The organism is Roseimicrobium gellanilyticum, assembly GCF_003315205.1.
Classification (GTDB): domain Bacteria; phylum Verrucomicrobiota; class Verrucomicrobiia; order Verrucomicrobiales; family Verrucomicrobiaceae; genus Roseimicrobium; species Roseimicrobium gellanilyticum.
Genome location: NZ_QNRR01000020.1, coordinates 23,791 through 47,946, shown reverse-complemented (window position 1 = coordinate 47,946; position 24,156 = coordinate 23,791). Strand labels below are relative to the sequence as shown.

Below are 24,156 nucleotides of genomic sequence, written 5' to 3'. Positions count from 1 at the left end.
CTTGCGCGCAGCGCTTTGGACTGCGCGTGCGAAGCACCGCTTTGACCGGAGAGATTCCGTCCTGACACCCTGAAAAACTTCATTGGAATCCCAGCGTCCGAAAGTTCCTGGCAAGAGCACCATCGTCGCGCATTGGAAATCGCAACATCCTCAGTCTCCGAAGTTCCTCTGCGCCTCCGCGTCTCTGCGTTGAATCCAATGCAGCCCGCCTCACCCCCGTACGGCACGGCCATCAAATCCCGCCAACTGCCAACACAGGTCGGACAGCGCCGCAAACCCATCAGTCCACTCCGCACCCCTCAATAAATTCAACACTTGTTTAACAAGTATATCGGCCTAAAATGACTCCCAACCATCCGCTCGCATCATGCGTCAACACACCGCACCCTCCACCCATCATAGCCACCACCAATCAAGAAAACGCCCGCTTTCACTCTGAAAATCAACAGCCTGCAAAACGATAGTTCGTTTGGCCAGTTTTTACGTTTCGCAGCACCCCCCGCCATCTACCTCATTCGATGGCGTTCGCGTCCATCTCACAACCCCCATTTGCCATCCCCTCAAGATCCGCGTTCCTTATCCCCATGCCCCTTCTCCGGAAGCCACTCGGAAGCACAGCCCTCATCGCCGCACTCGCAGGCGTGTTGACCATTCTATTTCACGCACCCGCCACTCACGCCGCCACTCCCTCCGAGTCCGACGCCAAAGCCGCCCTCCAGCAATGGATGACTGCCTCCTCCAAAGCAAAGACCGTGACCGCCGACTTCGAGCAACTGCGCAACCTCCGCAACGTGAAGCGCGCCCTCCGCAAACCCGGCAAGCTCTGGATCGTGAGGGAGGGCGGCAAGTTCCGCTGGCAGATCGGCGAGCCGCCCACACTCATCGCCGTGCGTGGTGCAGATGGCGGCATGATGGTGGTGGATGTATCCGACAAGGAAGCCCAGACTTGGACCAAAGAAGCCCTCCTCGAGAAGGAGAAAGAAGGCAAGGGACAGGGATTCTCCTCCATGATGGAAGCCATGCACACGCCCTCACTGGCCGTGTTCGAGCAGCGCTTCGAGCTTAAGGACTGGCGCATCGATCCCTCCAATCCCACTTGGTGGGAATTCGACCTCGCCTTCCGCGACCGCCGCACCTCCCTCGTCGTGCGCCAGCTTCAGCTCGCCGTAAACACCCAGGACGGCGCCCTCCGTTCCATGACCCTCCACATGCGCGACGGCTCGAGCTTGAGCACCGTGATCCGCGGCTACGCCCTGAATAAGCCAGTCCCCGCGGATACCTTCAAAGTGGACACCACCGGTTACGAGGTGAAGCAAGGCGAGTAGCGAACGAATCAATCAAAGACCAGTGACGCAGGCTCCTCTCAATTTGCACTTTTCATTTTTCACTTCTCATTTTGCATCGAGCTGCAATGCCGGACCCTGCTGGGAACTTCCACCCTTGAAACGAATCATCAACCCGATGGAACCTCCCCCCACAGCACCCAACCCTCTCGACTCTCTTCCCCACGGCCCCGAGTTCCGGTTTGTGGATGCCATCGTGGAACTGGAGCCCGGCAGACGCGCCGTTGGGACCTATCTTCTCAAGGGCTCAGAAGACTTCCTGCGCGGACATTTCCCCGCCCAACCCATCCTGCCAGCCGTGATCATGGTGGAAGCCATCGCCCAGGTCGCCGGCGTTGCTCTGCAGTCTGACTCCCAGATTCCTGCCATGCCGGACCTGCGCCTCACCGCCATTCGCAACGTGAAGATCCTCGGCACCGCCGTACCCAGTGAGACACTACAGATCGAAGCCACCATCCAGGGCCGCATGGGGAATCTGGTGCAGGCCGCCGGAAGCGTGAGGGTGGGGGACCGCCTCATTGCCGAAGGCCAGGTCACCATGAGCGGCGGCAGCAAGGAGCCTGTCCTTGCGCCTACCGCTTGATGGCCTCCGACCTCCGTGCGAGAATCCCACCCTCATCACCCATGGCCACTTACGTCTACGAGACCATCCCCCAGCTTGAGGGCGAAAAGCCCAAGCGCTTCGAAGTGAAGCAGAGCATGAACGACGCCCCTCTCACTCGCCACCCGGACACCGGCGAGCCCGTCGTGCGCGTCATCACCGGTGGCGCTGGCCTCATGGGCATGAGCTCCGGCGCCAGCTCCGCCTCCTCAGGAAGTGGTGGGGGTGGTTGCGGCACCGGTTGCGGGTGTCATTGACCGTTCAGGCGCAGGAATTTGCTGCAAAGTACAGATATGACTTGCAGCAGCGCCCTCTGCGGCCAATATGGCTGCCCGCTAAATCGATTTCGGACAGGTGCCAGAGTGGTCGAACGGGCACGATTGGAAATCGTGTGTGCTAGAAATAGTACCGAGGGTTCGAATCCCTCCCTGTCCGCCACTGAATGAACGAGTTAAGTCCTATGACTCGGGGTTTATCGCGCTATCGCCTTTTGGTTACTTTAACCCCTGTTTAACCCCTTTTACAGGAGCCTGGGCTGTGTCATTACCTTGGGATGAAAAGCAGCTGAGATGGTACCATGGTGTCGAGGCGTTCTCGCGGAATCCATGGTGGAAAGAAGCAAAGAGCAACCCGAATTCGCGCTCTGCCTCGTTGCTCTACACCGGAGAGAAGAGGTCTTCCCACAAACTCTTCAAACCTGAACCAGTCATTTGGGAGACGGCGCGGCGCCATCCGCTGTTTGACACGCTTCGCTTGGAATTTCGCGCACCCTCTGGACCCGATAGCGAGGAGACCCGCAGGGCGAGACAGAAGGAACGTCTCAGCGGGTTGCGGGAATCTGGACGGAGCCTTCCCGGTCTTCACAAGCGTTTTGGAGAGGTGTCGTTCCTTGTTAATGCCATCCTTGGATATGGTAAATTGGCTTGGACTGCACTTGACGACAAAGTCAGAAATAGAATCGCGGACAATATGGTCAGATCGAGTCATGCCTTGGGCTTTCCCGTGGGCGCCTACATGACCGATCTGCTGACTGAAAAACTGCAGTTTCAGTTAATCGACCATGAGCTGCAGGGGAAAGAATTCCCTGAAGAGCTTGAGGTCGCGCAGCTATTGAGAGATGCACATAGCAGAGGCAATCGATTAATGGTACTGGAGATAGATCCTCACTCGAACAAGGCTGCCATCACTAAGAAATTTGATGGCATTTTTAGCCGCTGGTATGCTGGCGCACGCGTAGACCGCAATTACGCATCAAAGTTAGCGAGTTTGGGAATAGCCCTACCCAAAAAATTGCCCAAGTCTCGCGCCAAGTTGAATTGGCAGAGATTGGAGGAACTCGAGATTTTAGATGGAAACGACAAGCTTGGCTTTGAGAAGCGCCGAACGTTTTGCAGAGTGTTCTCCCAACTGCCATTTGGTTAGCAGCTCCGCCAAGATGTAGGGGGTACATCCTCACGTTTTACTGATTGGTCGGTCTCGGTCAGCGTGCTTGCACCTGATGCAAGACGAACCAAGACCCGCCAACAACACTGAGCTGCCCCTTCCTGAGAAGAAGCTACGCCAGCTAGGCATTGCATCGCGCTCGACCTTTCAGCGGTGGGAGTCCAGTGGACTTCGCGTTCTCAAAATTGGGGGGCAGAGGTTTATTTACGCATCGGAGCTTAGGCAGTTTTTGGAAGCTGAGGCAGCTTCCAACCTGCCGGACAAGGACGGCAGCGAAGGCACCGAAGGAGAGAGGGGGAACGGATGAGTTCGTCCGTCAAACATCAGCGGGCTATGGACTACTTGTCTCGTTGCCCGCTTGCCGGGGCTGGAGTGCATCGGTGGATCTATGGTGCGGCCTGCTCCCTGCGAGAGGCCGGCTTCACGCCAGTGGAAGCCCACGGTATGATCGCAGGAAGCTCGCAGAGTTGTGGTCGCGACGTCTCCGATCGGGAGATTTTCGACGCCATCAACTCCGCTTGGGCTTGCGGGGTATCAACTAATTCACTCCCCCGGAACAAAAGTGCGCGTTCGACCGGGAAACCGAAATGGCCGGTTAGAAACTATTCAGCCATCCACAAGATCGCTGTGGCGGGGTCGAATCTTGATGGCCTTCGCCAAATCTCTCCCGAGAAGGTGGCCGATGAAGTTCGAGTTACGGATACTGTCTTGGGAGCGCTTTACCGGGGCAACTCGTTGATGTGCTGTGGTCATACCATCAGGCACTTTCAGACTAAGTCCCTCCAGGACTGGGGGCAAGATTTGCACGACCTTCAGTTCATTGTGCCGTCACCAATGAAGGCCACAACCGGGCTGACCAAATTGGGCCGGAGTTCTGCAAGAAGCTTGGATAATATTGGACCTCGTGAGTTCCTGGTGATCGAATGTGATTTTTGCTGGGGGGATCAAAATGGAAAAGACTCAGCGGATCGCCCGCTTCTGGAATCTCTCCGCGAAAAGGGATTGTCGATAGCAGATCTCTGCGCATCGATACTCTTGAAGCTTGCCGAAAATGCTCCTCTGGCGCTGGTCGTCTCGAGTGGTGGGAAATCGCTCCATGGCTGGTTTCCGTGCAAGGGTTTCTCCGATGCGCAGCTTCTGCCATTCATGAAGTTTGCGGTTAGTTTGGGTGCGGATCCTGCAACATGGGTCCCTTGCCAGATGGTTCGGATGCCGGACGGGACGCGGGATAACGGCGCTCGTCAGCAAGTGCTTTACTTCAATCGGGAGGTCTTAGCGTGAACGTACAACTGGCGACGAATTGGAAAATGGGATCCTTCGAGGAGACCGGTGGGACGGTGCTTGCCGACTTGCCAGCAATTGTCAGCTACCAAGAATCACTTCGAAAGCAACTAGAGCCGCCGAAAGTGATCGTGGAAGGCCTCATCCACAAAGGGACCAAAGCGTCCTTCGTGGGAGGGTCAAAATCTTACAAGACATGGTGCTTGTTGCACCTTGCTGCATGTGTGGCGTCCGGGCGCCCTTGGCTCGGCAGATGTGTGGAGCCAGGGAGGGTCTTATTTGTCAATTTTGAATTGGCCGAGGTTTTTGTTAATCAGCGTGTGGCGGAGATTCTGAAAGCGTCAGAGATTCCTGAGCCTGAGGAACTCCACTTTTTGCATCTGCGGGGGCATGCCTGTGGAGGCGAAAAGATCCTTCCGAAGATTTCGGCCCTTACGAAGGAGCGCGGCTTTGATCTGATGGTCATAGACCCTACGTACAAGCTGCTGGGTGGCCGTGATGAGAACGCCGCCGGAGAGATTTCTGAGTTGCTGAATCAGTTTGAAAAAATCTGCGTTGAGACTGGGGCTGCTGTAGTCTTCGGCGCTCACTTTTCCAAGGGGAACCAGGCTGCGCGTGATGTATTGGACCGCGTTTCTGGAAGTGGTGTATTTGCCAGGGATCCCGACACGATTCTGACCCTCACTCCACATGAGGCTCCGGGATCCTTCGTGCTGGAAAGCACCCTGCGCAACTTCGCCCCCGCCGATCCTTTTGTAGTCAAATGGGAGCCTCCAATCATGAAGTTGGCTGAAGATCTCGATCCCAAACGCCTTCGTAGCAGACGGGGTAGTCAACTCACGAAACCAACGATGGAAGAGTATCTTGCATTGTTCCCTCCTGGCGGGTTGTCAGCCACCGAATTGGTTGATGCTCTTGCTAGTAAGGGATGGGCGAAAAAATTTGAGAAGCCTCTCCGTGAAGCGGCGATCAACTCCGGGAAGTTGGTCGTCGAAACTGGAGCTCACAACAGAAAGACAATTAAGCGTACACGACCAGACATCACCCAGCCAAGTGTTTAAGGCTCAGTTTCAGTTCGCCCGCCTTAAAAGGCGGCGAACTGAACTGACCAACGCCTCTTGGGTCTGGGCACTAGTATACCTCTTTGCTAAGACAGACTTTCACCTTCAGCTGTTTCCGTACAATGAGCCAAGCACCTGATTGTTCGAACAAAACCCAGTTGAGACCATGGATCGAAACCTTCGGTAACCATCTCTGTGGCATGTCTTGCACCCTGGGGCTGCCGGTGGAGGAGGTGGCACTTTGTGTAGCTGGAGTGCTTGCCAACGTTACAGGACCTCTCTCGGGCTTGGTGACGAAGGGTGGGGCAGGGATTTCGCAAGGAGTAAATCTCATCAGTGTGGGGGAGCTGTCCCACCGGTCGCAGCGCCTTGCGGAACATCTCTTCCGGCCTCTGCACTCGCTTCAGGATTTCATGCGTCATGCTGCGCACAGGACGAGCCGTGTGTGGGGCGACATGTATCTGTCTGGCCCGGAGTCGCTGAAAACGTGGCGCGAAGCGCTGGCGGTTCGACCCACGGAGATTCATACGCGTCTCGTTCAGATGTTAGAGGCGACGGTTAATGATCTGAATGCAGGCGATACGCTGCCTATGGGCTGGGACTCGCCGGTCGACCCGATGCCTTCCCATGATGGAAAGCATACCGAGATGCTGTTGCGCGAACGCGTGCCCGGAGTGCGCCATCTGCCATCGTTTGTGCTCCGCCCCGGTTCTCTCAACGAACTGCCGGGTATGATGGCCGATGTTGTCGAACAGCACGCGTTTGTTCTGGACCCTGAAGGCCGCCTTTTCGAGCAGAACGATGCTGATGGAGCGAAGTGGGGTTCCCATGCCAGGTATCTCTCTCAGCTGATGGGAGGAAAAGATGTTCCCATGCCGCGGTTGCATCAGGATCAAGGGAACGGCAAGCTCGTGCGCGGCAGAATCGCGCTCTTTTCAAGTCTCTCTCCTGAGCGGGTTGCGGAAATCCTTGGAGAAGCTGGAGCTGGCACCGAGAAGCCTGTTCTTGAAGAAGCAATCTTGTGGGCGCCGTCCGAGTGCAAAGTGCGTCCGCTGCAGAGTGGAGGGACCCAAGCAGTGTGGGGGACCTACAAAGGAATTCTTGAACGACTGGTCAACGATCGGGCTGCCCGAAAAGGAACCATTGTTCAACACAGTCCGCACCTCATGCACCAGCTTGAAGAGCTTGATGCCGAGATGGTGAGGCTGCTCGATGCAACTCCTCCAGAACTTCGGCGCTACATGCGACCGTTTGCAGCTCTGGTCCAAAAGCTATCGTGGGCCTTCACCGTTCTTGGGATTGACGAAGGAAGGCTGTCAAAGGCCGTACAGGCCACTACAGCATACGCCGTCGAGAGGCATGTGGCGCTTCTCAAAGCAGCATTTGCTCAAGTGCAGGTTCAGCGCGCAGCCAGATTCGCCAGGCAGATCCAGTCGATCCTCAAAGCAAAAGGTCCCTGCAACGCCCGGACACTTCAGCGCTCGATCTTCCAAAGCAGACGCTCAGACATTGACGCGGGGCTCGAACGACTGATGAGCGCCGGGCAGGTCGTCTATCTCCAGACAAAGCGAGAGTATCACATTCCGGACGATGGCGACCTCACGAACCATCGTCTCACCCAACCCTTAAACAGTACAATCAATGGATAGCCTCTTAGAAGAACTTTCGAAAGGTAATGGCCAATGTTTGGAGGCTTTCGGCGGGCTGCCCCCTCTGGAACCAGTGGCCTCGCATTCAGACCCCACGAAACAGGAGGCCGAGCACTGGCTGCTCCGCAATGCGCCCGCAGATAACTTCGCCAAGGCCCTGAACATCGTGCCGGAACCTCTCAAGGTTCTGACAGTGGATGCGGCGAGTCGGTGGAAGTTGCGTCCGGAATCCATCATGGTCGTCCTGCTGCACGTTCTGGCGGGGATCGCCGGCGCTAAGCACCGGTTACGGAGAGCCCACTTGGGGATATCCTGTCCGTTCAACTTGATTGTCTGCGGGGAAGCTCCCACAAGCCATAATTGGATCGAGTTTTTTGCCGAGCCCTGGCTGGGACACCTCCGTGGCAGGCTGAGGATGCATCAGGCTTTTGGTGCCGCTCATTTTATGAATGAGCTCAAGAGCATGGATTCACAGTCTTCGTTCCTATTCGGCTCTGCCCTCGACAAGAACAAGCAACTAGTGCGCACCCAATTAACTCTGGCCCCGTGTGCCATGGAGCGGTCCCCGTTGCCCGACAAACTGCTCGAAGCTTTGAAGCACAGTTGGGGGCGGACAGTAGTGTCTCTCAATGGTGGCATTGATCCGATGCAGGAGCTTCATAGCGCCAGCCGAAAGCAGGTTGTGGAACTGAGCCGCCTGCTTCAGATGAGTTGGAAGGACATGGACCTTCCGGCGAAGGGACCGATTCCCTGCCGAGGAGTGATCCACCTGTTGTGGAGGTCGGAGATCACCGCAGCGCGTAGGGTCATCTGGGGCCCTCAGAGTCCATGGAAAGCTGCGAGCCCACCGGTTCTGGTGGTTACGGAGGGAGCGTCTCCTGCGTATCTGGTTCCGCTCGATGCGGAAGTGTACGGGGAGTGGGCGAAGCTGTGCCGTCGTCTGGTCGACAGTACGGAATCTGGACACGACGCCGTGGTCTGGAGCCTTTCCCCCGAGGCAGACGCCTTGGCCGCGGGATTTTGCGTCGATCTGGCAACTAACGCCTCCAAACTGGCGCCACTGAGGCCGCAGCAATTTGCCTGGTTTCATGAGCTGGTGATTCGCTTGGCGATGTTGCTTTCGATCACAGGCAAGAATGAGAACTCTGTGCCGGGAGTTGATGCTATCGTCTCTTCGGAGGCCATGGATGCCGCATGCATTCTGGGGCGGTGGTTGGCACGCGAACATTATGATTGTCTCAAGTGGTTACGGCTTGGTCCAGATGACGACGGTCGAACCATCTTCGACGAGACCTACGACATTGACAGCATTGACAATTTTCAGCTCGAAATGGCTATTATGGATCGCTTGGGGGACAAAGGACCCATGACCAGGCGGGAACTAAGCCGTACCTTCCACGAGATGACTTCCCGTACTCGGGACAGAGCCATTTCTGGTCTCATGAGGAATGGATTCGTTATCGAAATGCCCGATGGAAGGGTGAAGCTTCGCCCACTTCCTACAGACATGCCTGATGGCTGGGGAGCGCCTGGCCCGTTTCCGACAGATGAGATTCCGTGAAACGCTGACATTGTCAGCGTCAGCAGGTACCCTTGATGGATTCGGACCCAGGCGTGGGAAAGCTTATAGACAGTCTTGACATCGCTTGCAGCCGTCCACACATCGACTTGAGAGCCTGTGGCGACGGAGAGTTCGGACATTGATTTTTGCGGCAACTCATCGGATGTGTACCAGTCACGCACCGCACTCCATTTTTATATGATTGCGAGAGAGTTCATCGAAACATGCTCGGGATTGAGCGAGAGCGCGCTACAAGCTCTGTTGAAGGAGGATATGAGCAACAACGACGACGATGTTGTTTGGGCGCTCCGCGACCAGCACGGGAAATGTCTCCTGACGACCTATGCCTGCACTGAGTTCGTCGCCTGGATTAAGTTCAGTGAAAACTGTGTCGAGGACGAAGTGGCCTTTCGCCGCCAGGGTTGCACGTTGACACGCCACCATGCCACCGGTCCCATCCCGGAGCGCCTGGAGTCGTGTATGCTCACCGCAGACGCCTCTGCTCAGACAGAGACTTCAGGCCCTCCCTGAGCTCCTGTAAGCGCTCGACTCTCTCCCGCTCTTTTTGCCTGTCACTACGGTTGGCGTTGTACCCGAGTACCCCGAAAGCCAGCAGTACGGCCAGGTAGACTTTGGTCAGCCAGGCTGGCCTGCGGCTCCGGGTATTCCAGATCGCAACGCCAGCCAATGAAGCCACGGCCAGGGTAGCCAGAAGAGCATCCATCGAATCCGACATGGCAGTGGGTTAGTTCGATTCGAGCAGCGAATCCATGGCGGCCTTTCCAAGAATCACCCCGATGCCGAAGGCGATCTCACTCACGTCCTGGTTGGTGGTGCCGGTGGTTTCCAGCATGTCGTGAGCCGTCACGGCGTTGAGGGCTGCGTTGTACTTCAAGCGAAGCTTGGTGTGTCCGGTGGGCTTGAGCAGCCCATGCCAGTACAGCGTGTAGTCCACGGTGTAGCGGTGGATGCCTTCGGCGGAGGTCTTGGAGGCACCCTCTTTCCAAACGATGGAAACGTCGGTGACGTTTACGCTGACACCGGTGCCCACGGGGTGAATGGACTGGAAGAGGCCCTGGGCTCCGGTGACTGTAATTCCATCCGGGAGTTTGATGGGGGAGTTGAGGTCGGCTTCGAGGCGGAGCTTGAACAGCTTGCGAAAGGATTCCTCGGACGTGATGGCCCCGTCCTTCTGGCTGTCTTCCATCTGTACTTCCCACTCGCCGACCTGCTTGTCCGTTCCTGTTTTGGCGTTGGCTCCAATGTAGTACTCGCCGGACAGCCGGTGCTCCCGACGTACACCTTCCCAGGCAATGGAGAGTCCCCACAGGGGATCGGACGTGGTAAACTTGTAGATGTTCCCAGTCCGGGTGCCCTTGAGCGGGTCACTGCCGATGAGCCAGCCGCTGATGGACATGTAGCCTTCGATTTCTCCACCCGCCTTCTCGGTCACGTAGAGTTTCAGTAGACCATCCAGCCCATGGGTGACGTTGCGACAAGTCCCGGTGAGGAGCGCGGAGTCCTCGGCATGAACTGGAGCAAATGCGAGCGCCAGAGCACTTAAGAACACGAGGGCCGAATGACAGGTTTTCGACTTCATAGGAATGACCGGTGTTGGTGACCGGTTAGCGTAAATCTATTTGCTCTCATTTTGGAAGCAAGTGCTTTTGCTCTCAAAATCGCAGCGTGCAAAAGGCTGTCCACAGTGCGCTGTCCAAGATATTCTGCGACCATGTCCGCGCCTTGCGGGAGAGGGCCGGGATGACGCAGCGTGATTTGGCGACTGCGTTGGGACGGGAGCACGGCATGGTCGCCCGGATTGAGCTGGGCGAGCGGCGTGTGGACCTCGTGGAGGCCTATGAGTTGTTCAGGGCGCTCAAGGCAGACCCTGCCAAGGAAACCGCCTTGCTCATGAAGCGCTTTGCCGAGGCCGATGCCAAGTGAAGGCGCGGCAGCGGCATCGATTCGCGGGTTTCACGGTCGCGTAGGAAACTCGACAACCAGATGATGCGGTAGATGTGGGTCTGTAGCCCGACTTGGCGGGAGGAGTGCCAACACAAGTCTTGCACAGTGGTCGGCAATATCTGCTCAAGTTGTCCTGGGTGTTGGACGTTGAATTGTTATGAAGGAGCGAGCCGACATTTGGGGAGCTATCGCCGTGGCCGTGATGTTGGTGCTCACCGCGTGGGGGAATGCCCTCGTCATGGCCGTGGTCTCTGTAGTGGGGCTTCTTGTGGTGCTGTTCGTCTTCAAGGGCCGCTCACGAAAGGGGGAGCTGCTGGCGGCCACTGTCGCGTTCGCCGTGGGGGCAGTGATCGCCTTTGTTATGCTGAGCCGCTGATGAGTGCCGGACCCCGGGAGGGGCTGTTCAACCGGGATGGGGAGCGTCCGATGCCAACCTGCAGTCACGCGGCCAGGGCGATGACCGGTGGATTTATCGGTGAGGATGGGTAATGAGTGGCTGCGGCTCGCCAATGTCCATCGCACAAGACTGGGCCGCCCAACTGCTGTACTACCACGAATGAGCTTGATTCCAGAGCAGCTTACGCGTCACGCCCACCGCGCTGCGGAGGTGGCAGGCATCCTGGCGAAGTATGGTCTGGCCGACTGGCTGGCGCATTCCGGATTTGAACTCCCGAAGAAGTACTTCACGGACCGGGATGGGAAGATGCTTACGGACCAACCCCGGCCGGCACGCATTCGACTGGCTGTTACGGAGTTGGGAACCACCTTCATCAAGCTCGGGCAGATGTTGAGTACGCGCGGCGACGTCATCGGTTGGGAAATCGCCGAAGAACTGGTGAAGCTGCAGACTGATGTGCCTCCCGATGCTCCAGAGGTCGCCATGGCGACGGTGAGCGCGGAATTGGGAAAACCTGTCGACGAGGTTTTTGCGGAGTTCTCTCCAACCCCGATGGCCTCTGCCTCGATAGGACAGGTGCATCGAGCCCGTCTGCACAATGGCACCGAAGTAGTGGTGAAGGTGCAGCATCCGGACATCGAGAATCGCATCCTGGCGGATCTCGACATCCTGCGGTGGCTGGCTGAGTTTGCAGAGAAGTCAGCCGAACTCAGGCGGTATCAGCCTGCCGCGATCGTGGGCGAATTTCATCGTTCACTGTTGCGTGAACTCGATTTCAGACGGGAGCAGAGAAACCTGCGGGAATTTGCCACGAGTTTCGCGTCCAATGCATCGGTGCGATTTCCGCGGGCCTACGCCGAGTTCAGCACCAGCCGTGTACTCACGATGGAGCTTCTGCAAGGTGCGAATCTCCGGGACACCGCGCAGATCGAACTTCTGGGCGTGGATCGCCAGGAACTGGCCTGCCGCGGCGCCACCTTGTGGATGGATATGATTTTTCGCGATGGCTTTTACCACGCGGATCCGCATCCCGGAAACATTCTGGTGATGGAAGGGGGAGTGCTCGGCATTGTCGACTGCGGGATGGTGGGCCGTATCGACGAAGGCTTGCGAGAGAACGTCGAAGAAATCCTGCTGGCAGTGGCCGCTCTGGACGCGCGGCTGCTGGCCCGCATCCTTACCCGGCTGTGTACTCCGCCGCCCGGGTTCGATGAGGCAGCCTTCAGCGCTGACCTAGCTGATTTCATCTCGTTTTATGGAGGCGAGCCTCTCGATCATTTTGAGCTCGGGAATGCGCTCAATGAAATAGCTCGATGCATTTCCCGCTATCGCCTTATCTTGCCCAGCACTCTGGCCCAGATCATCAAGGTGCTGGTGATGCTGGACGGTACCGCCAAACTGCTGAGTCCGCAGATCAACATCAGCACCATCATTGCCCCGTATCAGAAGGATATTTTCCTGCGCCAGCTTTCTCCGCGGCGAAAGGTGAAGAAGCTCCACCGGTTGCTGAACGAATGGAATGACCTCGCGCAGAACCTTCCTCGCGGGCTCTCTGAACTATTCCAGCAGGTGAGGGAGGGGAAATTCGACGTGCACCTGGAACATCGGCGATTGGAACCCGTGGTGAACCGGCTGGTCATGGGGATGATTTGTAGCTCGCTGTTTCTTGGGGCCTCGCTCATGCTGAGCAACAAAGTGCCTCCTTTGGTGGGTGGCCATTCGGTGCCTGGCGTGCTCTTTGTTGTTTTCAGCGGCTTGCTGGGAACTCGTCTGCTCCGGACTATTTGGAGGGATCGTTAGGTGCGGCTCTGAGCCTCACGTGCGGTGGCGTGGTGTTCGGATTTAGCTCTGGGTGAGCGGCGTATCGACTTGGTAGAGCGGGGAGCTTTCAAGCTTCAACGGTCCATGCGGCCAAGGGAAGGTCGCAGCTCATGGAGTGCTTTGCCATAGAGGCAACAATAGGGTAACTGTGGCGAAAGCGTACACGCCCTTGTACGACGGGTTGGCATCCACGCACGCTTGAGATGGCTCACCGTTGCTTTCAATAGTCTGCCGGAGCGGAAAAATGGGAATGATTCCGTGCCATAGGCCTCAAGCGCGGTGCCCGCTGTCCGCATTTCACTGGCAATCAGATATCGTTCTGATCCGAATAACTAGAGTCCACAAAAACGCTGGCTCAAGGACGCAAACGAAATGTTTGCAAAAACATGACAACCGAGTTGACGCCAATAGAAGTCTTCCTTTCGAAGGAAGGCGCTACCGCGGTACTGTCGCATGAGCGCGCTCACGTAAACTTATGAGCCTCGCAAGGCGCGCACGATTGTAACGTTGAACAAGAATACAAGGAATATTTGAGACGATGGCATAGGCGACGACAACGCAGTCTCCCCAAAGTGGATTCCACGTAAAGAACAATGGCGTCCATGCAAGAACGGTCCAGTGACACATTTCCCCCCGCCAGGTCTCTTGCAAAAACCGTTGTAGGTAGGCCCGTTCCGAGCCGGACAGCCTTCTTTTTGCGAAACCGCCTTCGAACCACGAAGCCCCGTCTGGAAGAAGCTTTTTCCACTTTTTGATTCGGAACGCACGCTGGTAAACGTCCCCATTGTGTTCCCACCCAAGAATTCCGGGCGGCGCGAACCACCGCGCAGGGAGTCGTGTGAATATCCAGGCCAATCCGATCTGGATTGCAGCCCATCCTGTAACGTTGCAAAAGATGGTCCAGAAGATTGAAAGTTCAACGTGCATTGAAGTGGCGCCCCTTCCAACCGACAGTCCTCCCCAACGTTGTCAGTGACATTCCAAACACAGCAAAGAAGAACAGAAGCTGGACGGGATAAAAGACCGAGGCCAGTGGTCGAAAACCGCCAACGGTCTGGCCCATCCAGCCGACCTGCACCGCGCACAGAAGATAGGTGGCCCCCCAAACATGCTCTCCCGTTATTATCCAGCCTAGCGGGACGAACGCCAAGCTGGTCATCCAAGCGATGCTAATCGCAAGTGTGCCGCGGGGCGTGCTTTTGGCCCCAGAGGCAAACCCTTTGACCCAACCGAGCACCAGCTCTGAAAAACCACGGGGGTACATTCGAAAAGAAAACTGACGCTTTCCCAGTATGCTGCGCACCGCCACCCCCGCTCGCCGAAGGTGGTGGGCGAGCATGACGTTTTCGAGCACGAAGCCTTTAACAATCTCATGGCCTCCTGCACGCACGTAACTTTTTCGGTCTAACAGGAGCACCTGTCCGAACAAGCCCTGAGGTACTGTGCCGAAGACCATATTAAGATTGAAGAACAAAGAGAGTTCCTCATAAGGTTCCCTTACGGCGTGCCAAGGTCCCACCGACAATGCACCTCCCTGGTAGGCATCGAGCAGACTCTGTAGCCCATTCTCTTCAACCCAGGTGTCGGCGTCAACGAAGAGTAGATGGCTTCCGCTAGAGGCACCTGCGCCCTGATGGCAAGCCCAAGGTTTGCCTCGCCATCCTTCGGGCAGTGGCGCTGAGCTAACTACTCTTGCTCCCAACTCTGCAGCAATTTCTGCGGTTCGGTCGCTTGACTCGTCATCTACCACGATGATCTCGTGCAATGCGTGTGACTGGTGCTGCAGCGAGGCCAGCAGACGCGGCAAATTCTCTTCTTCATTCCGAGCAGGAATAATGATGCTGACACTAAGTTCTTTGCCTCCAGCGGGAGTGCCATTCCGACGATGGGCAGGCTTCAACTTTACCAGGAGAGCAAATCCTGCTGACCACAACACCAGAGTAATGGCGAGCAGTATCAACATTGCGCATGCCAGGCGACCACCTTCTTGGCCACATTCTGTCCGCACAGCACTACCATCGGCATCCCTCCCCCGGGATTAACCGAACCTCCCACAAAGAAAAGATTGGGATATTTGGTGCTCTGTTTTGGTGCCTTGAATGCCAAATTCTTCCAGCGGTCGCTCACCACCCCGTAAATGGAACCTTTATTCGAGTTGTACTGTTCGCGAATGTCGAGCGGTGTCCAAACATGTTCGACCACGACATGTTGCCTCAAATTCTCAAGTCCCATGCGCTCCAGCTTTTCCAGCACCCGATCCTTGAGGGCTTCGTAGTCGGCTCGGCTGAGCGGGTGTTCGTCGTCGATGTAGGGGATGTGCGGCAAGATCTTTAGAGCGTCGCATCCTTGTGGGGCCACCGTTGCATCCGTTCGGGACGCTGCAACCACATAGAGGGTGGGGTCGTGGGGTAATTCGCGTTTCTCAAACACCGTGCGAAAATGTTCGCGCTGATCATCACTGAAGAAGAAATTGTGGTGAGCCAGTTGAGGGTATTGACGGTCCAGCCCCAGATCTATGATGAGTCCTGAACAAGCTGGCTCCAGGCGTTTTTCAAGTTTGCGCGTGAAGGCCCCTTCTTCACCGAGAAGTTCCTTGTACGCCGGAATGACTTCCATGTTCGAAATCACCACATCGGCCGCATGGAATTCTCCACCGACCACGATACCGGTAACCCTGCCTCCCTCACGGCGCACTTCCTCTACAGCGGACTCCAGATGCACCTTTACTCCCAGTTCTTCCATGAGGCGGCCCAGGCCAACAGCGATGTTGTAGAGCCCTCCATCTACATACCAGAGGTCGTAGCGAAACTGGATCGTCGCCATCGAGTTCATGAAGGCAGGAGCGCGGAACGCCGACGAGCCAACATACTTGATGAAAAAATCAAAAACGTCCCTGAAATAGCGGGTGTCGAAGTGCGACGCAACTCCGCTGTGCATGTTGCGAAACAGATCGAACTGAGGAAATTTCCACAGCCCATAGTGTTTTCCGAATTCGCGCCAATTGTCGAGACCCTGCTCGAAGTAACCATCGTTCGTAAGGTCATAGAGGTCCGCTGAATACTTCAAAAATCGCTCCACGTTCTCGTACGGTTCGCCGACCTTTAGCGCCTCCGCTGCCATTTTGTCCGCCTCCGGATACAAATCCACGACTGTGCCGTCCTCAAAAAAGTTCCTCCAGTGAGGCCTCACTGTCCGGATAGGTATATAATCCTCCAGATTCTTTCCCGATCTCTCGAAGAGCCTCCGAAAGATGTGTGGAAGCGTCAGGATGGAAGGCCCAAGATCGAAAGAGTAGCCGCGCTCCCTGTGCACGTTGAGCTTGCCGCCGATCTGGCTGTTCTTCTCGAAGATGGCTACTTCATATCCTTCCTGCTTGAGGGATACGGCCGCAGAAATGCCGCCGAGCCCAGCACCGATCACAATTGCTTTCCTCTGGGGCATAGGTCCTGGGTCAGGTTGAACTGGCAGTCCGTTTCAGTCCTTCTTTGGCGCCATCGTCGTTAGGCCGGACAGAAAGTGCTTTGCGGAAGTAGCCGGCGGCCTTCTCCCGGTTCCCGAGCGCTTCCTCGGTACGGCCCAGAAATACCAGGCATGCATCGTAGCCCCACCGAGCATTTTCTTCGCCTGCCGGCTCCTTGTTCTCGGTTTCAAAGAGACGCTCCGCAGTTTGCAAAGACTTAAGGGCAGACTCAAAGCCATCCTTGTCCTTGGCTGTATGATACTTTGCGGCGCCGAGGAGGTATTGCACCCTAGGATTGTCCGTGCCGTGTGCCAGAGCTTGGTCCTGATGCCGCGATATGGAGGGACCAAAGCGGAGCCCGCTTAGCATGCCATCCACCTTCATGCCCATCATCGTTCCAAGCATGGCGTGTGCCTCAGCATCCTTCGCATCCTTTTGAAGTGCACGGGTAAGCGTCTCGATAGCCGCTTCGCGGAATTTTACCACCGCAGGTGTCGACGCACTGCTTCCCGACTCACTCCGCTTTTGAAGCATCTGGTGGAACTGAATCACCCCAAGCCAGTGGTACACTTCGGCGGAAGCACCGTCACTCGCTGCGGCTTTAGAGACTGTACCCGCGGCCTGTGCGAAAGCATCAGCGTTCCATGACGCGTAAGCCTCTCGGAACTCTCGCACTCCCTTGTTAACTTCAGATGCAGATGCCACCAGCGCAGTGCCCGAAAACACCAGAAACAACGCCAGTCCGGAAAGAGGTAGAACGATGCGCCTTTTCATGACTCGCTTTCGTATACGTTGGAATCCCACCAACGGTTGATCGTGGACCTGACAAAAATCGTTCAGAGCCAGAAAAATTTTTTCCGGTCCGGCGTTACTCGTCCGACCGGTTTCCGGCAGAACATGCTCTCGATACTGCTTGAGGGACTCTCCGCGCACGGGGACGACCTTCTAAAAGCCGTATATCGGGACCTGGGCCGTTCTCCGGAGCAGACCTACCTCGCCGAGGTGGCATTCGTGGAAAGCGAGGCAGCCTATGCCATGAAGCATATAGGCCGCTGGGCAAAGCCCAGACGGGTGCCCACTCCTGTGCTGGCGTGGCCTGCACGGTCGAGCTGCCAGCAGGAGCCATACGGCGTGGTCCTCATCATGGGGCCATGGAACTATCCACTCCAGCTTATACTCACCCCGTTGGTCAGCGCGATTGCCGCCGGAAACTGCGCAGTGCTGAAGCCTTCAGAGCTGTCACCCGCCACTTCTGAGGCCATCGCGAGGCTCGTCTCGTCCATCTACCCTCCGGAGTATGTGGCCGTCGTAGAAGGTGATGGCGTTGTGGCCGCCGCATGCCTGAAGCAACCATTCCAAAAGATCTTCTTTACGGGAAGCACCGAGCGCGGGCGCGAAGTGATGGCCTGTGCAGCTGATCGATTGATACCAGTAACTCTTGAGCTGGGCGGCAAGTCGCCTTGCATTGTTTGTGCGGACGTTCCCATCGAAATTGCGGCGCGGCGCATAGTCTGGGGGAAATTCCTTAACGCCGGCCAAACCTGTACCGCCCCGGATTTCGTCCTGGTGGACCGCCGGGTGAAAGAACAATTCCTGGAGAGCCTGAGTAGAAGCATCAAGGAATTCTACGGCGAAGATCCTCGCCGCAGCGCTGACTACTCGAGGATCATCAACCGGCGGCATCATGAGCGGCTGGTTGGCTATCTGGCTTCAGGCGAGACCTTTTACGGCGGGCACCATGAAGCAAGTGACTTGTACATTTCCCCTACGATCCTTACGAATGTTTCCGAAAATGATCCTGTTTTGCAGGAGGAGATCTTCGGACCCATCCTTCCCGTGGCGACTTTCGACGAGATTGCGGAAGCGATATCGTACCTACGCAGCCGCCCCACTCCCTTGGCTATGTACCTGTTCACGGAGGACAAGGAAACTCAGGACGCCGTTCTCCGAGAGGTCCGCTCGGGGGGTGTTTGCGTTAACGACACACTGCTGCACATGATGGGAAAATGTCTTCCCTTCGGAGGGCTCGGACAAAGCGGGATGGGGATGTACCATGGAAAGTACGGGTTTGAGTGTTTCTCACACCAGCGGGCGGTCATGAACCGCGGATTCCGCTTCGACTCAGCGTTCCGCTACCCCCCTATGAAGACCTCGCTGACGATGTTGAAAAAGGCCGGACGCTTTCTGTTGGGACGCTGAAACCCCAGGGCAGAAAAATATCTTTAGCGGGATGGTATCCAGTTCGCCGCCGGTGGCGTAGGAAGAATCGCATGGCGAAACCTAAACGCGTATTGATCATTGGAGCTGGCCCGGGGGGGCTTGCCACTGCGATGCTATTAGCAAAGGAAGGGCTTGAGGTCACGGTTTTGGAGAAGCAACCCCGTGTGGGAGGGCGCACTTCATGCATCGAAGGTGATGGTTATCGCTTCGATTTGGGGCCCACGTTCTTTCTGTATCCCCAAGTTCTGCAGGAGATCTTTCAAGCAGTCGGCAAAGACCTCTTTACCGAAGTGCCGATGCAAAGACTGGACCCGCAATACCGGATCACTTTTGGAGCCGGAGGTGAGATTAACGCTACCTCAGACATAGAACGGATGTGTTCAGAGATCGCGCGTCTGTCGCCCGAAGACGCTCCGAGATTCCGCCAATTCATGGCTCACAATCGGGTGAAGCTTGAGAAGTTCGCCCCGTGTCTGCAAACCCCTTTCCAAGGCTGGACGAGCCTTCTCAGCGCCCGTCTTCTCGCTGTCCTGCCGTTCCTGAAGCCCTGGAAGTCCCTTCATCAGGAGCTTGCGGATTTCTTTCATGACCCGCGCATTCAACTGGCATTCACATTTCAGTCCAAGTACCTAGGGATGTCGCCCTTCCAGTGCCCAAGCCTGTTCTCCATCCTTTCCTTCCTGGAATACGAACACGGGATCTGGCACCCCACGGGTGGTTGTAGCGCCCTCACCGAGAATATGGCGAGGATCGCCCGTGAGCTTGGTGTGAAGATTCATCTCGATACTGCAGTCGAACAGATCATCTTCACAGGTAAGCGTGCTGTAGGCGTCCGCACGAAGCATGGCGAGGAACTCGCTGATGCCGTTGTGGTGAACGCGGATTTTGCTCACGCAATGTCCAAACTGGTGGCGCCACAACTTAGAAGAAAGTGGAGTGATGCTACTTTATCTCGTAAGCGGTACTCATGCTCCACTTTCATGTTGTATTTAGGAGTTGAAGGTCGCTTCGAGAATCTCACGCACCACAACATCTATGTGGCCAAGGATTACCGGCGTAACCTGCAGGATATTGAGGAGCGGCACGTGCTCTCGGACGACCCATCATTCTATGTTGCCAACACGGCTACGACTGATGACACCATGGCCCCGCGCGGCCACAGCGCCCTTTACGTCCTTCTACCCGTTACCCATCAGCATCCTAATGTAGACTGGAACAAAGAGAAGATGCGCTACCGCTCGCTTGCCCTTAAGCAACTGGCAAAAATTGGGGTTCCGGATATTGAGAAACGGCTCCGCTTTGAACGGATCATCACACCTCAAGACTGGGAACAGAAGGTGGACATTTACAGAGGTGCGACCTTCAATCTCGCCCACAGTTTTTCCCAGATGTTGCACCTTCGGCCGAGAAACCGATTTGAAGAATTTGATGGGATGTATCTTGTAGGAGGTGGAACTCACCCCGGGAGCGGGCTGCCGGTAATATTTGAATCCGCCAGGATCAGCTCACGACTCCTTCTGGAGGATCTCGCGTGAATCCTAACACCAGTCAGTACAATGTCTCTGAAAACCTGGTTCATTACAGGCTGCTCCAGCGGCCTTGGCCAAGCTCTCGCCAAAAAGGCTCTTGAGTCTGGCAATTCTGTCATTGCGACAGCAAGGAACAAGTCCGACCTCGCTGGATTCGCCTGGTCAGCCTGTGAGCGATGCCGCATTCTGGAACTGGACGTTACAGACCCGGAGAGCGTTAGGGAAGCTATCGGTTTTGCAGGTCGATTTGACGTACTCGTCAACAACGCCGGCAGGGGGCTTCTGGGTGCGGTGGAGGAGTGCGAAGAATTCCAGATCAGGGACAACTTCGAAGTAAATTTTTTCGGAGCCCTCAATCTCATTCGGGCATGCTTGCCCATGTTTCGTGAGCAGAAGTCCGGACACATCTTCAACTTCAGTGCTGCTGCGGCGATTTCGAACTATCCGGGATTTGGCGCGTACGGGGCCGCGAAGGCCGCACTCGAGGCTCTCAGCGAGAGTTTACGATTAGAATTGGCACCGTTCAATGTACGCGTGACAATCGTGCGGCCCGGGCCCTTTCGTACTGACTTCGTTGGTCGAGGTTTGCAAGCGGCCGGGAATCACCTCCCAGCTTACGACAGTACTTCAGGCAAGTTTGCGCGATTGGTCCGTTCGACCGACCGCAGACAACCAGGAAATCCAGACCTGGCTGCCAAAGCCATCCTTGAGGTCGCTGCTTCGGCCAGTCCGCCGTTGCGCCTGACCCTAGGCAGGTACGCGAACCAAAAGGCGCGGCGTAAGAACTCAGAACTCGAAAGGGAGCTCTGTGACTGGGAGCAAGTAGGTCTGGGAGTCGACTTCGAGCTGCCAGCGAATGGCCAAGCTTCGTGAGCATGCGCTCTCGCTAGAAGATGTTCGACCAGATATGCCGTGTAACTTGGCCAGCCGATGAAATACGAGTCCCCATCCCAATGCCTGCCCATACACTAATCCGTGATCAGTTCGTTCCGTCTACATTAGCTCAAGCATGGTCCTTCTTCTCTGATCCCAGAAATTTGAGCCTCATTACGCCGCCGCAGCTAGGGCTGCAGGTCGTAAGTCCAAATCTGCCTGCCAGGATCTACAAGGGGCTGGAAATAGAATATTGCGTGAAAGCGCTGCCACGCTTCTCAATGAAATGGCTGACAGAGATCACACATGTGGTCGACCACCGATGTTTCATCGATGAACAGCGCGTGGGGCCTTATGCACTCTGGCGGCATGAGCACTATTTTGCGGAGTTGAAAGAAGGCGGAGTGCAAATGTCAGATCGCGTCACCTATCGTCTACCATTCCAACCTTTTGGGGAACTGGCACACGCGGCCTTTGTGAAGCCACGTCTGAAATTCATTTTTGACTATCGGGAGGAGCGCGTAAGAAAGTTGTTCAGCAAGGATTTGCCAAATTGAACGCACCGACTCCTGGTCACTGGTAGTGATGGCTTGCTAAGTTTCACCCCAACGCATTTTGTCCACTGCATTAATTCTCGTCGGTCACGGTTCTACGCTGAACCCTGACTCAAGCGCGCCGACGCATCAGCATGCGGATGAGATCCGCCGTCGTGGCGTGTTTGATGAAGTGGCTTGCTGTTTCTGGAAGGAAGAGCCCTCCATGCGCGAGGTGTTCTACACGGTGAAGAGTAAGGAGATCTTCGTAGTGCCGAATTTCACCAGCGAGGGCTATTTCTGCCAGGAGGTGATTCCGCGGGAACTGCGCGTTGAAGGCCCGATCACGAAGCGCGGCGATACGAATATCTACTATTGCGCACCCGTCGGTGTGCACCCCAGCATGACCAAGCTCCTGCTGAAGCGTGCGGATGAGGTGGCGCCCGGCGTACCGCGTGAGCAGACCGCGCTCGTCATCGTGGGTCATGGCACCAGCCTGAATGAAAACTCTACCAAGGCCATCAAGGACCAGGTGACTTTCATTCGCGAAGGCGGATATGGGTTTGCGGAGGTGCTCGATGCCTACATGGAAGAAGCGCCGTTTGTCGCGAAGTGGAATGAGATGAGCACCGCGCCGAACGTCGTCGTGGTGCCCTTCTTCATCGCGGATGGCCTGCACAGCTACCAGGACATTCCCGTGTTGCTTGGCATCACGAATGAACCCACGGCAGCCGCGAGCCAGAACGACGTCTTCTGGCACAATCCCCACGACCTTCACGGACGGAAGCTGTACTACAGCAGCGCCATCGGCACTGAGGCACTCATGGCGGATGTGGTCCTGGATCAGGTGAGTGACTTTAAGACGCGGCATGGGCTAACGAAGGAGACTGCTGCTGGTTCCAATGCATCCTTGCTCAAGCACGGCGAGGCACTTGAATTCCTGCTTTCGCGGGAAGGAGGCTTCCGCATTGGGCAGGTGCAAGTGAATCGGAATGATGATGGCTCATGGCACTGCCACCATGTGGACGACGCCGAGAATCGCGGTGGACTCCAAGCCTTCAAGACCCCGGAAGATGCACGCTCCATCGCGACCTACGATGACGCAGGAAACTTCCGCGCCTTGAAAACCGCCCCCACTCTGCGCCGCGGCTGGATGCTCGAACTTTCCAACACATCCGAATTGCTGCTCGCCCTGGACTTTCTCTACCCGGCAGCGGTGGGACTTTGGGAGCACTGGCTTGGGAATACCCTGGAATCCGTATCGCTCCGCGAAACGCTTGGCCGCCAGACCGGCATGTATCGCTTTGCGAAGAACATCACGGACGAGCAGGCACAGCAGCTGGTCGCAGAAGTCTGCAATCCCACCTCGAAATGCCTTCGAGCCATCAGTTGGTCACTGGACTCGGAACAGCCGCTGACCGCATTGCCAACACTAGAGCAAATGAATTGTAATAGTGAGTGTAAGAGATCGTCATTGCCATCTTTACTCTGCGTGGCTCCATGTGGCCAAGTTATCAGCGCCGCAGCAGAACGATCCCGTTTGTCCAGAACTACATCACGACAATAATCTGTGTCTTTTTTGAAGCAGATCGAAATCCTCATGGCCACGTCCTGGTTTCCAAGCTGTACCAGCGACGCGACGATGTTCGCTAGGAGACATCCCGGTGACGGCGCGGAAGGAGCGGGTGAAGGCACTATGGTCGGCGAAGCCGCACGCCAGCGCGACCTCCGCGATCGAGGAGTCCGTCTCGAGCAGCAGTCGTGAGCCTGCGGTGATGCGCGTCTTGGTGATCAACTGCATGGGGCTGACGCCATGGATTCGCTTGATGATGCGGGCGAATCGACCTGCGCTCATGCCGGCTCGTTTTGCCAGCGTGGACGGGCTCACCGGTTGGTCAAAAGTGCTCTCAAGGTGGCGCAGGGCCTGGGCGACGGCACGTGGCACCTCCTCAGGGCTCACAAGTGCCGTCAGGTCCTTGGAGATGCCGATCAGCCCGGTGACGCGGCCTCGCCCATCCCGGATTGGCAGCTTGGTAGTAAGGCCCCATACGGGGACATTTGGTCGGCGCCAGAAGAGTTCCAGCCTCTCTGTGATGGGCCGGCCCGTGCGGAGTACATGTGCGTCCTGCTCCGTAGGGATGCGGCCGTATTCGCCGGGGCACACATCACAGGGTCTGCGGCCTAGCATTTGTGATTTGTGTTCCAAGCCATGCCGCTCGACGAGGGACTGGTTCACCACGAGGTAGCGCCCGGAGGCATCTTTGATGAAGAACGCGGTGTCATGCATGAAATCCGCGATTTGCTCGACAAGACGCGCGTCGACGACGAGGCTCCCTTTGGTTGAAAGGCTGCCGAGGAGCCCCGTGGCTGTAGTTCTCATGTGAGGAGGAGACATTACGTGGGAGATCCTCACCCGGCT

General features: G+C 56.5%; 23 protein-coding genes and 1 tRNA gene. 18 read left to right on the top strand and 6 right to left on the bottom strand.

Annotation, left to right across the window (positions count from 1 at the left end):
- Positions 1 to 584: 584 nt before the first annotated feature.
- From DES53_RS30990 to DES53_RS30940, 10 genes are all read left to right on the top strand, one after another.
- Positions 585 to 1,325, top strand: coding sequence for a LolA family protein (locus DES53_RS30990; protein WP_113962223.1), 741 nt, complete (start codon positions 585 to 587; stop codon positions 1,323 to 1,325).
- Between the two features lie 115 nt (positions 1,326 to 1,440).
- On the top strand, positions 1,441 to 1,926 hold the full coding sequence (locus tag DES53_RS30985; protein WP_245958301.1) for a 3-hydroxyacyl-ACP dehydratase FabZ family protein: 486 nt from the start codon (positions 1,441 to 1,443) through the stop codon (positions 1,924 to 1,926).
- Between the two features lie 41 nt (positions 1,927 to 1,967).
- Positions 1,968 to 2,201 carry an FmdB family zinc ribbon protein gene (locus DES53_RS30980; protein ID WP_113962221.1) on the top strand — a complete coding sequence of 78 codons (234 nt, stop codon included), beginning with the start codon at positions 1,968 to 1,970 and terminating at the stop codon, positions 2,199 to 2,201.
- A gap of 91 nt (positions 2,202 to 2,292) precedes the next feature.
- Positions 2,293 to 2,382, top strand: a tRNA-Ser gene (locus DES53_RS30975).
- A gap of 99 nt (positions 2,383 to 2,481) precedes the next feature.
- On the top strand, positions 2,482 to 3,366 hold the full coding sequence (locus tag DES53_RS30970; RefSeq protein WP_170157561.1) for a hypothetical protein: 885 nt from the start codon (positions 2,482 to 2,484) through the stop codon (positions 3,364 to 3,366).
- A 324-nt stretch (positions 3,367 to 3,690) separates the two neighbouring features.
- On the top strand, positions 3,691 to 4,668 hold the full coding sequence (locus DES53_RS30960; protein WP_170157560.1) for a hypothetical protein: 978 nt from the start codon (positions 3,691 to 3,693) through the stop codon (positions 4,666 to 4,668).
- On the top strand, positions 4,665 to 5,729 hold the full coding sequence (locus DES53_RS30955) for an AAA family ATPase (RefSeq protein WP_113962217.1): 1,065 nt from the start codon (positions 4,665 to 4,667) through the stop codon (positions 5,727 to 5,729). Before DES53_RS30960 ends, DES53_RS30955 begins: the two co-directional genes overlap by 4 nt.
- Positions 5,730 to 5,851: 122 nt before the next feature.
- Positions 5,852 to 7,378 carry a hypothetical protein gene (locus DES53_RS30950; protein ID WP_113962216.1) on the top strand — a complete coding sequence of 509 codons (1,527 nt, stop codon included), beginning with the start codon at positions 5,852 to 5,854 and terminating at the stop codon, positions 7,376 to 7,378.
- On the top strand, positions 7,371 to 8,939 hold the full coding sequence (locus tag DES53_RS30945; protein WP_113962215.1) for a YfjI family protein: 1,569 nt from the start codon (positions 7,371 to 7,373) through the stop codon (positions 8,937 to 8,939). Before DES53_RS30950 ends, DES53_RS30945 begins: the two co-directional genes overlap by 8 nt.
- Positions 8,940 to 9,212: 273 nt before the next feature.
- Positions 9,213 to 9,470 (top strand): hypothetical protein, encoded by a 258-nt coding sequence (locus DES53_RS30940; RefSeq protein ID WP_170157559.1) that lies wholly within the window; start codon positions 9,213 to 9,215, stop codon positions 9,468 to 9,470.
- A 214-nt stretch (positions 9,471 to 9,684) separates the two neighbouring features.
- On the opposite strand, the gene DES53_RS30935 is transcribed toward DES53_RS30940, so the two are convergent.
- Complete coding sequence (locus DES53_RS30935; RefSeq protein ID WP_113962213.1) at positions 9,685 to 10,539, bottom strand: hypothetical protein; 855 nt, start codon at positions 10,537 to 10,539, stop codon at positions 9,685 to 9,687.
- A gap of 86 nt (positions 10,540 to 10,625) precedes the next feature.
- On the opposite strand from DES53_RS30935, the gene DES53_RS30930 reads away from it, so the two are divergent.
- The 3 genes from DES53_RS30930 to DES53_RS30920 all read left to right on the top strand — a co-directional run bounded on the left by DES53_RS30930 (position 10,626) and on the right by DES53_RS30920 (position 13,101).
- Complete coding sequence (locus tag DES53_RS30930) at positions 10,626 to 10,883, top strand: helix-turn-helix domain-containing protein (protein ID WP_113962212.1); 258 nt, start codon at positions 10,626 to 10,628, stop codon at positions 10,881 to 10,883.
- A 178-nt stretch (positions 10,884 to 11,061) separates the two neighbouring features.
- Positions 11,062 to 11,280, top strand: coding sequence for a hypothetical protein (locus DES53_RS30925; protein WP_113962211.1), 219 nt, complete (start codon positions 11,062 to 11,064; stop codon positions 11,278 to 11,280).
- A 180-nt stretch (positions 11,281 to 11,460) separates the two neighbouring features.
- Positions 11,461 to 13,101, top strand: coding sequence for an ABC1 kinase family protein (locus tag DES53_RS30920; protein WP_170157558.1), 1,641 nt, complete (start codon positions 11,461 to 11,463; stop codon positions 13,099 to 13,101).
- A 456-nt stretch (positions 13,102 to 13,557) separates the two neighbouring features.
- On the opposite strand, the gene DES53_RS34130 is transcribed toward DES53_RS30920, so the two are convergent.
- From DES53_RS34130 to DES53_RS30905, 4 genes are read right to left on the bottom strand one after another with little or no spacing between them, the layout of a single operon-like run.
- On the bottom strand, positions 13,558 to 14,049 hold the full coding sequence (locus DES53_RS34130; protein ID WP_425468395.1) for a glycosyl-4,4'-diaponeurosporenoate acyltransferase CrtO family protein: 492 nt from the start codon (positions 14,047 to 14,049) through the stop codon (positions 13,558 to 13,560).
- On the bottom strand, positions 14,039 to 15,085 hold the full coding sequence (locus DES53_RS30915; protein WP_113962209.1) for a glycosyltransferase family 2 protein: 1,047 nt from the start codon (positions 15,083 to 15,085) through the stop codon (positions 14,039 to 14,041). The genes DES53_RS34130 and DES53_RS30915 overlap by 11 nt, the downstream gene beginning before the upstream one ends.
- A complete protein-coding gene (locus DES53_RS30910) occupies positions 15,079 to 16,563 on the bottom strand; it encodes a phytoene desaturase family protein (RefSeq protein ID WP_113962208.1) in 1,485 nt (494 codons plus the stop codon). The genes DES53_RS30915 and DES53_RS30910 overlap by 7 nt, the downstream gene beginning before the upstream one ends.
- A gap of 10 nt (positions 16,564 to 16,573) precedes the next feature.
- On the bottom strand, positions 16,574 to 17,356 hold the full coding sequence (locus tag DES53_RS30905; RefSeq protein WP_113962207.1) for a tetratricopeptide repeat protein: 783 nt from the start codon (positions 17,354 to 17,356) through the stop codon (positions 16,574 to 16,576).
- A 42-nt stretch (positions 17,357 to 17,398) separates the two neighbouring features.
- Between DES53_RS30905 and DES53_RS30900 the strand changes: the two genes are divergently transcribed.
- The 5 genes from DES53_RS30900 to DES53_RS30880 all read left to right on the top strand — a co-directional run bounded on the left by DES53_RS30900 (position 17,399) and on the right by DES53_RS30880 (position 23,304).
- Positions 17,399 to 18,781 (top strand): aldehyde dehydrogenase, encoded by a 1,383-nt coding sequence (locus DES53_RS30900; RefSeq protein WP_211325751.1) that lies wholly within the window; start codon positions 17,399 to 17,401, stop codon positions 18,779 to 18,781.
- Positions 18,782 to 18,852: 71 nt separating this feature from the next.
- On the top strand, positions 18,853 to 20,337 hold the full coding sequence (gene crtI, locus DES53_RS30895) for a phytoene desaturase family protein (protein WP_113962206.1): 1,485 nt from the start codon (positions 18,853 to 18,855) through the stop codon (positions 20,335 to 20,337).
- Between the two features lie 21 nt (positions 20,338 to 20,358).
- Positions 20,359 to 21,204: an SDR family NAD(P)-dependent oxidoreductase gene (locus tag DES53_RS30890; RefSeq protein WP_113962205.1), complete on the top strand. Its 846-nt coding sequence runs from the start codon at positions 20,359 to 20,361 to the stop codon at positions 21,202 to 21,204.
- 80 nt (positions 21,205 to 21,284) lie between these two features.
- Positions 21,285 to 21,761: an SRPBCC family protein gene (locus tag DES53_RS30885; RefSeq protein ID WP_113962204.1), complete on the top strand. Its 477-nt coding sequence runs from the start codon at positions 21,285 to 21,287 to the stop codon at positions 21,759 to 21,761.
- Positions 21,762 to 21,819: 58 nt separating this feature from the next.
- Positions 21,820 to 23,304 (top strand): CbiX/SirB N-terminal domain-containing protein, encoded by a 1,485-nt coding sequence (locus tag DES53_RS30880; protein WP_165205398.1) that lies wholly within the window; start codon positions 21,820 to 21,822, stop codon positions 23,302 to 23,304.
- Here the strand turns inward: DES53_RS30880 and DES53_RS30875 are convergent.
- A complete protein-coding gene (locus tag DES53_RS30875; protein WP_113962202.1) occupies positions 23,293 to 24,117 on the bottom strand; it encodes a helix-turn-helix domain-containing protein in 825 nt (274 codons plus the stop codon). The two genes, DES53_RS30880 and DES53_RS30875, sit on opposite strands and share 12 nt — an antisense overlap.
- Between the last annotated feature and the right edge of the window lie 39 nt (positions 24,118 to 24,156).